The organism is Nocardia noduli (genome assembly GCF_019038455.1).
GTDB lineage: Bacteria > Actinomycetota > Actinomycetes > Mycobacteriales > Mycobacteriaceae > Nocardia > Nocardia noduli.
Map to the genome: position 1 here is coordinate 42,174 of NZ_JAFMPL010000006.1, position 14,921 is coordinate 57,094.

Annotated in this window: 14 protein-coding genes; 4 read left to right on the top strand and 10 right to left on the bottom strand. The window is 67.1% G+C overall.

Annotated elements, in window-relative coordinates; all coding sequences use genetic code 11:
* Position 1 precedes the first annotated feature (1 nt).
* From JZ792_RS06185 to JZ792_RS06195, 3 genes are read right to left on the bottom strand one after another with little or no spacing between them, the layout of a single operon-like run.
* Positions 2-193, bottom strand: coding sequence for a rubredoxin (locus JZ792_RS06185; RefSeq protein ID WP_216907749.1), 192 nt, complete (start codon positions 191-193; stop codon positions 2-4).
* A 2-nt stretch (positions 194-195) separates the two neighbouring features.
* Positions 196-1,044: a mycofactocin-coupled SDR family oxidoreductase gene (locus tag JZ792_RS06190; protein ID WP_109530762.1), complete on the bottom strand. Its 849-nt coding sequence runs from the start codon at positions 1,042-1,044 to the stop codon at positions 196-198.
* Between the two features lie 53 nt (positions 1,045-1,097).
* Positions 1,098-2,636, bottom strand: a complete 1,539-nt coding sequence (locus JZ792_RS06195) for an aldehyde dehydrogenase family protein (RefSeq protein ID WP_216907751.1) — start codon at positions 2,634-2,636, stop codon at positions 1,098-1,100.
* A gap of 91 nt (positions 2,637-2,727) precedes the next feature.
* On the opposite strand from JZ792_RS06195, the gene JZ792_RS06200 reads away from it, so the two are divergent.
* The 4 genes from JZ792_RS06200 to JZ792_RS06215 all read left to right on the top strand — a co-directional run bounded on the left by JZ792_RS06200 (position 2,728) and on the right by JZ792_RS06215 (position 7,329).
* A complete protein-coding gene (locus JZ792_RS06200; protein WP_216907753.1) occupies positions 2,728-3,948 on the top strand; it encodes a CaiB/BaiF CoA transferase family protein in 1,221 nt (406 codons plus the stop codon).
* Between the two features lie 129 nt (positions 3,949-4,077).
* Positions 4,078-5,376 (top strand): amidohydrolase family protein, encoded by a 1,299-nt coding sequence (locus tag JZ792_RS06205; RefSeq protein ID WP_216907755.1) that lies wholly within the window; start codon positions 4,078-4,080, stop codon positions 5,374-5,376.
* Positions 5,377-5,497: 121 nt separating this feature from the next.
* The gene (locus JZ792_RS06210; protein ID WP_216907757.1) at positions 5,498-7,021 is read left to right on the top strand and encodes a class I adenylate-forming enzyme family protein; all 1,524 of its coding nucleotides are present in this window, start codon (positions 5,498-5,500) and stop codon (positions 7,019-7,021) included.
* Entirely contained in the window at positions 7,018-7,329 is a 312-nt protein-coding gene (locus JZ792_RS06215) for a hypothetical protein (RefSeq protein WP_216907759.1), read from the top strand. Before JZ792_RS06210 ends, JZ792_RS06215 begins: the two co-directional genes overlap by 4 nt.
* Before the next feature lie 68 nt (positions 7,330-7,397).
* Here the strand turns inward: JZ792_RS06215 and JZ792_RS06220 are convergent, their stop codons facing one another.
* The 7 genes from JZ792_RS06220 to JZ792_RS06250 all read right to left on the bottom strand — a co-directional run bounded on the left by JZ792_RS06220 (position 7,398) and on the right by JZ792_RS06250 (position 14,900).
* Complete coding sequence (locus JZ792_RS06220) at positions 7,398-8,015, bottom strand: cysteine hydrolase family protein (protein WP_216907761.1); 618 nt, start codon at positions 8,013-8,015, stop codon at positions 7,398-7,400.
* Between the two features lie 25 nt (positions 8,016-8,040).
* Positions 8,041-9,054, bottom strand: coding sequence for an aromatic ring-hydroxylating oxygenase subunit alpha (locus JZ792_RS06225; RefSeq protein WP_216907763.1), 1,014 nt, complete (start codon positions 9,052-9,054; stop codon positions 8,041-8,043).
* Positions 9,055-9,146: 92 nt separating this feature from the next.
* Positions 9,147-10,076 carry a TIGR03619 family F420-dependent LLM class oxidoreductase gene (locus JZ792_RS06230; protein WP_216907764.1) on the bottom strand — a complete coding sequence of 310 codons (930 nt, stop codon included), beginning with the start codon at positions 10,074-10,076 and terminating at the stop codon, positions 9,147-9,149.
* A gap of 15 nt (positions 10,077-10,091) precedes the next feature.
* Complete coding sequence (locus tag JZ792_RS06235; RefSeq protein ID WP_308165174.1) at positions 10,092-10,973, bottom strand: alpha/beta hydrolase; 882 nt, start codon at positions 10,971-10,973, stop codon at positions 10,092-10,094.
* Entirely contained in the window at positions 10,970-12,628 is a 1,659-nt protein-coding gene (locus JZ792_RS06240) for a thiolase C-terminal domain-containing protein (RefSeq protein ID WP_308165175.1), read from the bottom strand. The genes JZ792_RS06235 and JZ792_RS06240 overlap by 4 nt, the downstream gene beginning before the upstream one ends.
* A gap of 7 nt (positions 12,629-12,635) precedes the next feature.
* Complete coding sequence (locus tag JZ792_RS06245; protein WP_216907768.1) at positions 12,636-13,838, bottom strand: acyl-CoA dehydrogenase family protein; 1,203 nt, start codon at positions 13,836-13,838, stop codon at positions 12,636-12,638.
* Positions 13,839-13,847: 9 nt separating this feature from the next.
* Positions 13,848-14,900: an acyl-CoA dehydrogenase family protein gene (locus JZ792_RS06250; RefSeq protein WP_216907769.1), complete on the bottom strand. Its 1,053-nt coding sequence runs from the start codon at positions 14,898-14,900 to the stop codon at positions 13,848-13,850.
* Positions 14,901-14,921: the final 21 nt, after the last annotated feature.

Sequence of the window (14,921 nt, forward strand, 5' to 3'; positions counted from 1 at the left end):
GTCATCGCGAGACCTCCACCATGTCGAAATCGGCCTTCTCTGCGCCGCAGTCGGGGCAGGTCCAGTCGGCGGGGATGTCTTCCCAACGGGTGCCCGGCGCGAGGCCGTCGTCGGGCCAGCCGAGCTCCTCGTCGTATTCCCATCCGCAGATGATGCAGCGGTAGAGCTTGTACGCGATGGTGGTTTCGGTCACAGTCACTTCCCCCAGGGCACTGCCTTGACGAACCCGCCCGCGTCGACCCGCAGCTGGCTGCCGGTGATGTAGCGCGACTGGTCCGAGGCCAGGAAGACGACGAGGTCGGAAACATCCTGCGGCTGGATATAGGGAACCGGCATCGCCTGCATCGCCGGGAACGCCAGCTCCGCGTCCTCGCGCGTGGGGGATTCCTTGTCCGGCCGGAAGATCTTGTACATGCCCTCGTTGTGCAGCATGTCGGTGTCGACATTGGTCGGATGCACCGCGTTGACCCGGATGGACTGTTTGGCCAGCTGGATCGACAGGTCGTTGACGTAGTGCGCGACCACCTGTTTCGCGAGGCTGTAGGCCGAACCGCCCGGCCCCTGTTTGGTGGAACTGCCGAGCTGGGCGGCCAGCGAGCCGGTCGCGATGATGGACGCGCCCGGACTCAGATGCGGAATGCTGGCCTGCACGACATTGAAGACGCCGACCAGGTCGGTATCGATGGTGTCCGACCACGACCGCAATGTCTGCCCCTTGCCCAGCGGGGCGATTCCGGCATTGGCGACCACGATGTCGAGCCGGCCCAGTGCCGCGACACCCTCGGCGACGGCGTTCCAGACGGCGGTACGCTCGCGGACGTCGACGATCACCGGATGGAAGCGGCCACCCTCCTTCTCGACCAGCCTGCCGGTCTCCTCGAGATCCTCCGGGCGGGCGAGCGGGTAGGTATTGCCCTCGAGGTCGGCGCAGATGTCGAGGGCGATGACGCTCGCGCCCTCGGCGGCGAGATTGACCGCGTGCGAGCGTCCCTGCCCGCGCGCGGCGCCCGAGATCACCGCGACCTTGTTATCCAATTTTCCCACTACTGGCAACCTTTCAGTTTTCGTCGGCCGGGATTCGCCGGGCCGGGAGCCGTTCAGCTACGCGGAATCCGGGAGCCGATGGTCTTGGTCTCGAGATATTGCTGGAAACCCTCGATGCCGCACTGGCGGCCGACGCCGCTGTTCTTGAAACCGCCGAAGGGCGCGTCCGCGCCGTAGAACATGCCGCCGTTGACGCCGATCGCCCCGGTCCTGACCCGGCGGGCGATCGCCATCGAGCGCTCGGCCGATGCCGAGAGCACCGCACCCGCCAGGCCGAAGGCGCTGTTGTTGGCGATGCGCACCGCGTCCTCGTCGTCGGAGAACGGCAAGACGATCAGCACGGGACCGAAGATCTCCTCCTGCGCGAGCGCCAGATTCGGATCCTCGGAGGCGAAAACGGTGGGCTGCACGAAATGGCCGTCGGCCAGATGCGACGGAAGATCCTCGACCGCACCGCCGCCGATGACCAAACGGGCGCCGTCACGCACGCCGCGCGCGCAGGCGTCGAGCACCCGCTTCTTCTGCGCCGCGCTGATCACCGGGCCGACGAGGGTGTCCGGCAGGGCCGGATCACCGACCGGCACGGCGGCGAACGCGGCGGCGACCGCGGCGGTCATATCGTCGAAGATCGAGCGGTGCACCAGCATTCGGCTGGTCGCCGCGCAAGCCTGACCCGCGTGCACGCAGACGCCGACCGCGCTCTGTAGCGCGTGCATGGGATTGGCGTCCTCCAGCACGATCAGCGCCGACTTGCCGCCCAGTTCGAGGAACGTGCGTTTCATCGTGTCGGCGCCGTTGCGCATGAGCGTGCGCCCGACCGCCGTCGATCCGGTGAACGAGATCAGGTCGACGCGCGGATCGGTCGCGAGCAGTCCGGCGACCTCGTTGGACGGGGTCGCGACCACATTGACCACACCCGGCGGCATGTCGGTGCGCTCGGCGATCAGCCGCCCGATCCTGGTCGCGTTCCACGGCGTGTTCGGATCCGGTTTGAGGACAACGGTATTGCCCGCGGCCAAGGCGGGGCCCAGCTTGTTGAGAACGACCTCGATCGGGAAATTCGACGGGCAGATCGCGGCGACGACGCCCACCGGTTCCTGGACGACGGTGCGCCGGTTGCGGTCGCCGAACAGTCCGCCGCCGTCGAGTACGCGCTCCCAGGCGAAATCGTCGATCAGTCCGGCGGGATACCGCAGCGCGTCGGCCAGCGGCCAGTCCAGCTGCGCGTTCCGCGTCGTCATCGTGGGGCAGCCGACCTCGGCGACGAGTTCGGTTCGCAGATCTTCCTTTTCGGCTTCCAGCGCGCTCTGGAGTTGTTCCAGGCAGCGGCGGCGCAGCGCGCGGTTGGTCGACCAGTCGGTGTCGTCGAAGGCCCGCCGGGCGGCCGCGATGGCCCGCAGCATGTCCTGCTCGCCCGCCGCGGCGGTGCTGCCGAGCAGCAAGCCGGTCGCCGGACTGTGGTTGTCGAAGGCCGCGCCCGAGGCGGCGCCGGTCAGCTCCCCGTCGATGAGCAATCGGAATTCGGCGCGTTCCGCCGCCGCGCGACCCACGTCCGGACTGAGGGCCACACGCTCCCCGACGATGTCACTCACTTTTCCTCCTGATCACCATCCTGGATGATTAACTGTAACCATTACCGTATAGTACTTCAAGATACGTGTCGATCGTGGAAAGGGAGCACCGATGTCGGGTCTGCTCAATGGCGTCAAAGTGGTCGAGTTGGCATCGTGGACATACGTGCCGAGCGCCGGAGCGGCACTCGCCGACTGGGGCGCGGACGTGATCAAGGTCGAAGACACCCGAGGTGGCGACCCCTGCCGCAACCTGGTCGTCGGCGGCCTGGACGGCACCGGCACACCCGTTCAGGCCAATTTCATGATGGAACTCGGCAATCACGGCAAACGCAGTATCGGCGTCGACATCAAGTCCGAACAGGGGCGAAAGATCCTGGGCAGACTGATCGCCGACGCGGACGTATTCCTGACCAATTGGCTGCCCGCCGTGCTCGAGCGAGCCGACCTGTCGGTCGAGCGGATCCGGGAATTCAATCCGAAGGTGATCATCGCGCGCGGCAGCGGCCACGGCAGCCGCGGCCCGGACAAGGATCGCGGCGGATTCGACGGCGCCAGCTACACCGCAAGGGCGGGCGTCGCCTACGCCCTGACCCCGACGAACGCCGAATTCCCGATGGCGCAGGGCCCGGCCTTCGGCGATCTCCAGGGCGGCATCACCCTGGCGGGCGGCATCACCGCGGCGCTGTTCCACCGCGAACGCACCGGCCACGCTCCCCTGGTCGACAGTTCGCTGCTGGCACAGGGCATGTGGGCCGTCGCTCCCGATATCGCGGCCGCCGACTACTACGACATCGATCGCATTCCCGCGGGCGAGGCGGGCACCGCCCTCAATCCGGCGGTGAACCGCTATCGCACCGGCGACAACCGCTGGGTGCAATTGTTGTTCCTGCAAACCGACCGCTACTGGCCCGGATTCTGCGAACGCATCGGCAGACCCGACCTCGGCGTCGACGAGCGGTTCACCCCGCTGGCCGAACTCGTCCGCAACCAGGAGGCCGCGACCGCCGAACTGCGCAAGACCTTCGCCGAACACGACCTCGCCCACTGGCAGAAGGCGCTGACCGACGAACCCGGCGTGTGGGCGACCATCGCCAGCCCGCAGGAAGTACTCGACGATCCGCAGGTTGCGGCCAACGGCTATCTGATGACGGTCGCCGACAGCGCGGGCAACGAGTACCGAACCGTCTCCGCCCCCGTGCAATTCGACGAGACCCCGGCCCCGCCCGTGCGCGCGCCGGAATACGGCGAGCACACCGAGACGATCCTGCTCGAACTCGGACTCGACTGGGACGACATCATCGCCGCGAAGGAATCGGGCGCCATTCTGTAGCACCGGGACGCGCGGGGATCCGGAGCTGCGAGAACAGCCCATCGATCGGCCGAGACCACGTCCCGTGCGGTCCACCATGCGCTATATTGTAAGACATACTGTAGACCTTTCTCAGAGGAGTGTGGTCGTGTGGACAAGAACGACATGATCCTGATCAGCGTCGATGATCACATCATCGAGCCGCCGGACATGTTCAAGAACCACCTGCCGAGCAAATACGCCGACGAAGCCCCCCGATTGGTGCACCTGGAAGGTGGCGCCGATGTGTGGAAGTTTCGCGACACCGTCATTCCCAATGTCGCGCTCAACGCGGTGGCCGGACGCCCGAAAGAGGAATACGGGCTCGAGCCCGACGGCCTCGACGAGATCCGCCCCGGCTGTTTCGACGTCGACGAGCGCATCAAGGACATGAACGCGGGCGGAATCCTCGCCTCGATGAATTTCCCGTCGTTCCCCGGTTTCGCCGGACGGCTTTTCGCGACCGAGGATTCGGACTTCTCCCTCGCCCTGGTACAGGCTTACAACGACTGGCATATCGACGAATGGTGCGGCGCCTACCCCGGCCGGTTCATTCCGATGGCGCTGCCGGTGATCTGGGACGCGGAATTGTGCGCGGCCGAGGTGCGCAGGGTCGCGGAGAAGGGCGTGCATTCGCTGACCTTCAGCGAGAATCCGGCGGCGCTGGGTTACCCGAGTTTCCACGATCCGCACTGGAACCCGCTGTGGAAGGCGTTGGTGGACACCGACACCGTGCTCAGCGTCCACATCGGCTCCTCGGGACGCCTGTCGATCCCCGCGGTCGACTCGCCACCCGACGTGATGATCACCTTGCAGCCGCTCAATATCGTGCAGGCGGCGGCGGATCTGCTGTGGTCACGACCGGTCAAGGACTACCCGGATCTCAAGATCGCGCTGTCCGAGGGCGGGACCGGCTGGATTCCGTATTTCCTGGATCGTGTCGACCGGACCTTCGAAATGCATTCCACCTGGACCATGCAGGATTTCGGCGGCAAGAAGCCGTCGGAGGTCTTCCGCGACCACTTCCTGACCTGCTTCATCAGCGATCCGGTCGGGGTGCGGCTGCGTCACGAGATCGGCATCGACAACATCTCCTGGGAGATGGACTACCCGCACAGCGATTCCATGTGGCCCGATGCTCCGGAGATCCTGCACGCCCTGCTCGAGCGCGAACAGGTCCCCGACGAGGACATCGACAAGATGACGCATCGCAACGCGATGCGCTGGTACTCCTTCGACCCGTTCAAGCATGTGCCACGGGAGAAGGCGACCGTCGGCGCCCTACGTGCGGCGGCGGGTGACCACGACGTCAGCATCCAGGCGCGCAGCCACAAGCACACCGCCGCGGCGGACAAGCTCGCGGCGTTCTCGGCGCAGATCAAAGCGGCGACCGCCCACACCGCGAGCTGACAGCGGCTCCGCGACGACAGTAAGCGGCCGCCCCGCCGCAGGGGTGGGGCGGCCGCGAACTCCTGTGCCCAGACACGTACTGACATCGTTCCGGTTCAGTGGAAATCCGTGAGGTGAGACGTTGAGCATTTCGGTACTGCTCGAAATGGTCGCGGGAGATGATCCCGATCGGGTCGCCGTCGTATCCGACGGCACCCGGATCACGAGCGCGGAATTGAGCACCATGGCCGACCGCGCGGCCGGATTGATCGGATCGTCGGGCGCCGAACACGTCGCCTATGTCGGTACCGGGGGAATCATGTTGCCCCTGTTGCTGTTCGGGTCCGCCCGCGCGGGCCGGGCCTTCACGCCGCTGAACTATCGGCTCAGCGCCTCCGCGTTGCGCGAGCTGATCGACCGGCTGCCCGCGCCGCTGGTCGTGGTCGACGCCGAATACGCCGAGATGGTCGCGGGCTCGGGTAAGCAGACCATCGACTCGTCGCTGTTGTTCGCCACCACGCGCGCCGTCGGTACCGAGGTCGCCACCGTCGACGCCGACCCGGACAGCGTCGCGGTGCTCCTCTTCACCTCGGGGACCACCTCGCGTCCCAAGGCCGTCGAGCTGACCCACGCCAACCTGACCAGTTACGTGATGGGCACCGTCGACTTCGGCGCGGCCGAACCCGACGACGCGGCGCTGATCTGCGTGCCGCCCTATCACATCGCCGGTGTCGGCGCCGCGCTGTCGAATCTCTACGCCGGGCGAAAGATGGTGTACCTCAGGCAGTTCGACGCGAACGAGTGGATACGGCTGGTACGTGACGAACGGATCACCAACGCCACCGTTGTACCGACCATGCTCGACCGGATCGTCACCGCCGCGCGTGGCGGAACCGGAGAGGCGCTGTCGACCCTGCGCACCCTCGCCTACGGCGGATCGAAGGCGCCGCTCCCGCTGGTGCGCGCCGCACTGGCGCTGCTGCCCGAGGTCGGGCTGGTCAATGCCTACGGGCTCACCGAAACCAGTTCCACCATCGCGGTATTGGCTCCCGAGGACCACCGGCTCGCCCACGGATCCGACGATCCCGCGGTCGCCAGACGACTCGGTTCCGTCGGCCGCGCGGTCCCCGGTGTCGAAATGCAGATCCGCGACGGGGACGGCGCCGTCCTCGCCGCCGACGAGATCGGGGAACTGTTCGTGCGGGGCCCACAGGTCTCGGGTACCTACGCCGACATCGGTTCCGTGCTCGACGCCGACGGCTGGTTCCCCACCAAAGATCTGGCTTCCCTGGACTCCGACGGCTACCTGTTCATCGGCGGGCGCTCGGACGACACCATCATCCGCGGCGGCGAGAACATCGCCCCGGCCGAACTGGAGGATGTGCTCGTCGAGCATCCCGAGGTGCGCGAGACCGCCGTCATCGGCCTGCCCGACCCCCGATGGGGCCAGATCATCGTCGCCGTCGTCGTACCGGCCCCCGGCTGCGATCCCGATCCCGAGGTCCTGCGCGCCTTCGTGCGCGAGAACCTACGCGGCTCGCGCACTCCGGATCGGGTCGTCTTCCGCGATCAACTGCCGACCACCCCGACCGGCAAGGTCCTGCGCCGCGCCCTCGTCGACGAACTCGGTTCCCCCACCACATCTCTCGTTCAGGAGTCCTCGTGATCAAGAGCGGCACCCGGCTCGAAAGCCAGGTCTGTGAAACCCAGGTGATCGTCATCAAGTCCACCGACGCCGTGGACGCGCTGCGCTGCGGCGGAGCGCCGATGGTCCCGGTCGGCACGAAAAAGACGGGCAAGTCGGCCGATGCCGTCCTCGACCCGGACTTCGCCGGGGGCAATGCCATGGGCAAACGGTACGTGCACGAGACCGGCGCGGAGATCCTGGTCACCAGGCCCGGAACCGGCACCCTCGACGTGGACGCGACCCCGTTGCGGATCAAGGAAGCCGAGCAATTGCCGTCGAGCGACTGACCGGCATCACGACGAAAGCTCGCCGACTCCTCGGATTCCCCGGAGTCGGCGAGCTTCGTCGTTCGCGCCTACCGCCAGGCGGCGAGCAGTTCCTCGGTCGTGGTGACGGTCGCGAGCAACGACAGGGTGTTGTCGATGATCGCCTCACCGTATTCGCGCGGCACCCCCGCGACGGCGTCACGCGGCAGCACGACGTGATAGGCGGCGTTGACCGCGTCCATGACCAGATTGGGTATCGCGACATTCAGCGAGACACCGACCGCGACGATCGTGGTCACGCCCAGATTGCGCAGCACGGCGTCCAGGTCGGTTCCACCCATCGGACCGAGTCCGTGCTGGCGGCTCAGCACCAGATCCGAAGGCTCGGGGCCGAATTCGGGCAGCAGAGCGGCGCCGGGGCTGTCCGGGGCCACCGCGACGCCGCGACGTCCGATGGCGAAGAGTTTCGCGTTGTGATTCGAGCCCAGACCGTCGGCCCGGCGTCGCACCAGGCAGTGCACGATCCGCACGCCCGCCGCCCTGGCCACCGGCAGCAGTTTCTCGATATTGGGCAGCGCCTCGCGGCGTGCCTCCTCGGCGAGGGCGGGCAGTCCGGCCTCGGGACCGACCACCGCACCCTGACATTCCTGCGTGATGACGGCGGTGCGCTCCGGCACGACCAGATCCGCCAGGCTTCGGGCACTCATGACGCCACCGGCGCGCACATCGGGGTCACGCGGACGTACTCGTCGCGTCGACCGGCGGCACGTCGTAGAACTGGGTGGCCCATTTGCGCAGCGACAGATACGGTTTCGCGTCCTTGGGCGAGAGCGGCGGGCGTTCCACATATTTCTGGTGACGCCAGATGCTCAGGTCCTCCCACACCGTGACCAGGAATTGCTTCTCCACCCGCGCCCGAACCTCCGGCGGCGGTACATCGGATTCGTCACCGGGATTCTTCGGCCACCAGATCGAATAGAACAGATCCGAGCATTCGTCGTCCACCGGTGTCGTGGCGAAGATCAGCCGATGTTTCGAGGAACCGTCGAACGCGCTGATCGAGCCGCCGAGTCCGAACATCTGGGCGTGGATCTTCAACGCCATCTTGTTCGGATCGTCGCTGCGCGCGTCCGGCCAGCCCGTCAGAAAGTTCCAGGTGTGGTCAACCGCACTGTAGTCCAGCATCTGCGGTGTCACGGTCGCGCCGTGCACGTACTCGAAATGCAAACTGTCCGGACCATTTTCGAGCACGACTTGCGGATGCACCGGTTCCCGCTCGGTCTTGCTGGAGAACTCGGGATAGGGCCGGTAGAAATTCTCCGGATCGGTCTCCAGCTCCGGGAACATCCGCAGGATGTCGGGCATCTCCCACTGCGGCTCCTTGCCGTCGGGCTGATGCCACATGAACACGCAGCCGTTCTGCTCGTTGACCGGGTACACCCGCAGCCGCAGACCGCGATTCACCCGATCCTCGCCGGGGATCTTGCGATTGGTGCCGTCCGGGCCCCACCGCCAGCCGTGGAAGGGACATTCGACGCAGTCGCCGACCACCTTGCCGCCGTAGCCGATATGCGCGCCGAGATGGCGGCAGTGCCCGGTGAGGATGTGCAACTCGCCGGATTCGGCACGGTAGGCGACCAGATCCTCACCGAAGTAGCGCAGCGGCCGGACCTCTCCCAGCGGGAACTCGGCCGACCAGCCGACCATGAACCAACCGGTGACCTTCCAGGTGAAGGGAACCTTCACGTGACACCTCCGCGTTCCGAGAACGTTACTGTTACGCTTACAGTAACGCATGGAGTTCGACTTGACGACCCCCGAACGGCGGATCGAACTCGTTAGTGGCTTCCCGCTCGCGCACCGGAGACGACGACCTCGCCGAAGGTTTCGATGAATTTCGTCGCCGCCGCCGGACCGGAGCCGTCGACGTGCACCACCGCGTAGGTCGCCCCGCGTCGTTCCAGGTCGTCGAGATGGTCCAGTGCCGCGCGCACCGAGCCGCCGTCGTCGAAATCGAGGTGCGGACACACGACCTGGACGTCGACGGTCGAGGGATCGCGGCCTGCGGCCTCGAGTCTCCTGCGCAACAGGTCGACGCCCTCGCCGAACTGATGCGCGTTCTCGATCGCCGTGGTGCGCATGGCCGCGGCCATCGTGGCGTCGGCGATGATCGGCATCCATCCGTCGCCGTGCCGCACGACGCGGCCGATCGCGGTCGAGCCGTTGCCGCCGATCCAGATCGGCGGATGCGGGCGCTGCGCGGGCGGCTGTAGCCACATCGGACCGATCGCGGCGAAATCCGCGCCCGTCACCGGTTTCTCGGGATCGGTCCAGATGCCGCGCAGCGCCGCGAGGGCCTCGTCGAGCAACGCGGCCCGCCGCTCGTGTTCGACGCCGAGCGCGGCGAATTCGGCACGCAGATATCCCGCGCCGACACCCGCGATCAACCGGCCGCCCGAGACGATGTCCAGACTGCCGAGCGCCTTGGCCGCCGCGTAGGGATTGTGGAAGGGCAGCACGTACAGATTCGTCATCACCCGGATGCTCGAGGTGACACCGGCCATGAAACTCAGCGCGGCGATCGGATCGAGGGTGTTGTGCCCGCCGTTGTTACGCCACTTCAGTGACGGCGCCGGATGTTCGCTCAGCGCCACCGCCGTGAAACCGGATTCCTCGGCCCGCGTGACCACCTCGCGGATCACCTTCGGCCGCAGGAAGACATCCCCCGCGGAAGGCAATTCACTCGGGTACTCGAGTACGTATTTCATCGAACGGCCTCTCGATCATGACGCGCATTCCTCGACGAACGACAGCAGGCCGAGATGGTAGGCCGTGGCGCCGAAACCCACGCTGATGTTGTGTCCACTTCCGGTTTGTTCGTGCGTGACGAAACGCGGTGCGGCGGTGAAGAATCCCGCGATCTCGGCGAGTGCCTCCGGATCGCTTCGCCATACCCGCTCGTATTCGGCGTAGCTGAATCGCACCGGGACCCGCACCCGCCCGGCCAATCCCGGGAATTCGGTCGGCCAGTCGCGCACCACCGCCCCCTCGTACGGCGGCGAAGGGCAGGTCAGCGATTTTCCGCCGTAGACATCGGGGGGATAGCGGTGCTCGGGATGCCAGAGCAGGTCGCGGATACCGGCGGCACTGCGGGTGTGGCGCATCTCCTCGATGATGCGCGACGCTTCGGCGTGCCTGCGGACGCCGGTGCCCGCGAGTTCGAGGCCCAGCAGCGCGTCGCCGCGATCGTCGGCGGCCATCCGCGCCGCGAGGTCACATCCCGCGGAATGCCCGAGCAGGAAAACACCCGCGCCGCGCGAACTCTCGGCGAGTAGCGCGTCGACGGTGCGGAAGCAGGCATCGACGCGCCGCCGCGGTGATTCGAAGCGATCACCCCACGGCGCGGAGGATCCGTATCCGGGCCGATCGACGGCCAGCACGCTGAATCCGAGTATCGCGCCCACGCGAAGCAGCGACAACCGCGGGCGGCCGCGCACATCGAAATAGCGCGAGGTCGTCGCTCCCCCGTGCACGGCGACGAGCACCGCGCGCGGTTCGCTCACCTCGGCGCACAACGCCGACATGGGAATACCGTCCACCTCGACCTCGCGGGCCGCGACGGTGTCGGCGGCCGCGTAGCCGGTCGACAGGCGTGGCGCGGTCACCGATCCGCCCGCAGGAGCAGGACGCCGCTCGGCGTGAGACCCCCGCTGCTCGCGACGGCGACACGCGCGTCCGGAATCTGGCGCGCACCGGCCTGACCGCGCAGTTGCGCGACCGCCTCGTGGACGAGCCCCATGCCGTGGGTACGACCGTGGGAGAGTTGACCGCCATGGGTGTTCAGCGGCAGCACGCCGTCGCGGGCGATGTTCTTGCCGCCGCGCAGGAAATCCTTCGCCTCGCCGATCCCGCAGAAGCCGAGCGCCTCGATCCAGGACAGGCAGTTGAAGGTGAACCCGTCGTAGAGTTCGGCCACGTCGACATCGTCGGGACGCAGTGACGTGCGCGACCACAGGTGCGCGGCCTGACCGAGTACCTGTGGTTCGTGGGTCAGGGTGCTCTGGTCCCATTCGAGGCGTTCGATGATCTGGGTGCCCACCGCTTCCACCAGCACCGGCGGCTGGGCAAGATCCGCGGCGGTCTCGCGCGCGGAGACCACCACCGCGACCGAACCGTCGCAGGGGACGTCGCAGTCGTAGAGCCCGAACGGTGTCGTGATGGGACGTGCGGAGAGATAGTCGTCCATGGTCAGCGGATCGCGGTAGATCGCCGTCGGATCGAGGGCGGCGTTGGCACGCTGGTTGAGCGCGATCCAGCCCAGTGTCTCCCGGTCGGTGCCGTAGCGATGGAAATGTCGCTGGGCGGTCTGCGCGAGCAGGTGCGCCGCCGACACCGCGCCGAACGGCAGGAGCCAGCTGTCGGCGATACCCGAGGGCGGCGAGATCCGGCCCGCGCGAACCAGTTCCGCGTAGGTGGATTCCCAGACCGTGCGGAAGCACAGCACGTGCCGTGCCAGTCCGCTCGCGACAGCGAGCATCGCCGCGATGACCGAACCGCCGGGCCCGAAGGTCTCACCGCCGCCGTTGTACCAGGTCGGCCGCAGACCGAGCGCGGACTCCACGGCGGTGACGCCGCCCTCGCCGAACGGACCGAAATTCCCCGAACCCGGATAGGTCGACAGTCCGTCGATATCCTCCAGGCGCAGCCCGGCATCCTCGACCGCGGCGCGACAGGCCCGCACCGTGAGCGAGAGCGGATCGGCCATCAGTCTGCGCCCGATCGGCGACATCCCGATGCCGGTGATGGCGACCTTGTCCTCGAATTTCTCCGTGGTCGCCATCGGCCGGACATGCTCGCGCATGGACGCGGGATCGATGGGGTCGGCGGGCAACTCGGCGACCGGCGCCGATTCCCGGGCCGGCCGGAACAGCGGTAACCACACCGCGCCGGCCCGCGTGAACACCACTTCCATCCGCAGCCCGAGTTCGAGCTGTTCCGGATCGCATTCCACCGTATTGGTGGTCAGGCGAACCCGGGTGTCCTCCTCGAGCGCGACCTGCGCGACGACGTACGGCGCGGGCAGACCCGGCACCGCGAAGCGATGATTGACGGTGAACCCGATCAGGGTGGCGTACCCGGGCACCGCCCGCACCCCCATGCGGTCACCCCGGCAGTGCCTGCACACCGGTTGCGGCGGATGGATCAGCGCCGCGCACGACAGGCATTCCTGAATCCGCAACCGGCCGTCGGCGCCGGAGGTCCAGAAGAACTCGGTCTCCGGGGTGAGCGACGGCTGCGGACGTTCCGATGTCCCGGACACCCCGATCTCAGCTCGCCTTCGCCTTCGGCTTGGCCGGATGCGAATAGTTCGGCCTGCCGAGTCCGAGCACGTGCTGGGCGATCATATTGCGGAAGACCTCGAGTGTGCCGCCGTAGATTCCGCACAGCGGCGCCCACCGGTAGACGTACTCCATGCCGCCGTTGTCGGCGGCGCCCTCGGTCTCGATCGGGAGCACGGACGCGGGCCCGAGGACATCCATGAGGTCGGGCGAGATATCGCGCATCGTCTGCGCGAGCGCGACGCGGCCGAACATGTGCGGCGCGGACAGGGCCGCCTCCACCTTGGCGATACTGCGGCCGAGCCGGTAGCCGACCGAGGTGTCGTCGAGCAGCCTGCGACCGTCCGGGCCCGGCTTCGCCGCGATCGAGACGACATTGTCGACCGCGGTCGCCATCATCGTGCCCTGGTGGATCAGGATGGAGACGTCCTGGAGACCGTCCTCGGCCGCGCCGACCACGCCGTGTTCCTCGTTCAACGGCCCCATCAACACCGCCCAGCCGCCGTTCACGTCGCCGAGCCGGTACTTGTCATCGATCCTGACATCGCTGTAGTAGACGATATTGGTCCGGTCGCCGTCGACGGTGCGGATGCCCTGGATCTCGATGCCGGGGGTATCGAGCGGAACCAGGAACATGGTGAGGCTCTTGTGTTTCGGAGCCTCGGGATCGGTATTGGTGATCAGGAAGACGTACTGGCAGTTGTGCGCGCCGGTGGTGAACATCTTCGAACCGTTGATCACCCACTGATCGCCGTCGCGCACCGCACGGGTCTTGGACATCGCCACGTCGGATCCGCCCTCGGGTTCGGTATAGCCCAGGCACAGCCTGACCTCACCGCGCTCCAACCGGGGCAGGACCTCTTGCTGGAGTTCGGCCGATCCGTGTTTGCGCACGGAATTCACCACGATCGAAGTCGTACCCCAGGTGACCCAGGGAATGTGCACCCGCCGTCGCTCCAGATCCCAGATGCGCCGTCGCAGGCGGTTCAGACCGCCTTCTTCCTCCGAATTCAGTTCCGCGGCCAGCCAGCCCGCGGCACCCATCGCCAGGTGCACGCCCTCGTCGAAATTGTCGCCGGTTTCGCGGTCGCGCCTGCGGACTTCGTCGGTGACATGGGTGGCGAGGAACGCGCGTACCTCGTCCAGGAATGCCTGGTCGTCCTCGGACAGTTCGACACGTGAGAAATCCATGATGTCCTCCTAACCCTGCTCTGCCGCGAAACGCTGCGCGACCTGGATGGCGGTGGCGGCCAGATCACCGGCGGCGAGCGGCCATCCCCTGGCGCGCAACAGATATGCCGAGGCAAGCGATTCGGTCGCCACGCCGAGTCCGCCCTGGACCTGCACCGCCATGGTGGCGGCCTTGGGCGCCTCCTCGGCGATGTAGCAGAAGGCCGCGGGGGGCAGTGCCGGTTGGTATTCGGGCTCGTGTTCGAGGAACCAGGCCGCGCGACGGGTCAGGTTGCGCGCGGCATTGACGGTGATCGCGATATTGGCCAGCGGATGGGAGATGGCCTGCAATGTCGAGATCGGCACACCGAGGGTGTAGCGGGTGGTCGCGAATTCCGCCGCCACCCGCATGGTCTCCTCGACCAGGCCGACGAGCGCGGCCGCGGTGAGCACCCGCCATTCGTCCAGCGCGCGTTCGTATTCCGTGAGCGCGTCCGCGCCGGAGGCAAGCACGGTGCGACGGTCGGCGGCGGCGGGATCGACCCAGGCCATCGGGAGGCGGCCGATATTGTCGACCTTGGCCGGGCGGGTGTCGAAACTCAGCCGCACGATCTCGTCACCGTCGCGCACGACGATGTGATCGGCGATCGAGCCGGAGGCGATCAGGCGGATACCGGTCGCCGCGTCGACACGGGTGTCGAGGGCGACCAGTTGCCTGCCCTCCACCACGTCCGCGGTCTCGGGATCGTCGGCCGCCAGCGCGCCGAGGCGCACGAGCAGACGCGCGGCGCAGATGTGATCGATCCACGGCACCGGAGCGATCGCACGCCCGAGTTCCTCGGCGACCAGGCTCAGATCCACCAGGGTCGCGCCGTCGCCGCCGACCGATTCGGGCATCGCCATGGTCGTCGCGCCGGTACCGCACAGCTGTTCCCACAGATTCTTGTCGAATCCCGCCGGTTCGGCCGCGCGGACGACCTCGAGGGAACTGCGTGTCTTGAAGAACTTCACATACACGGCCTGTAATTCCGACTGGTCTTCCGACAGGCTGTAATCCTGCCTGCGCAATTCATAGCGGTCCATATTCGTTTCTCCTCATTCGCC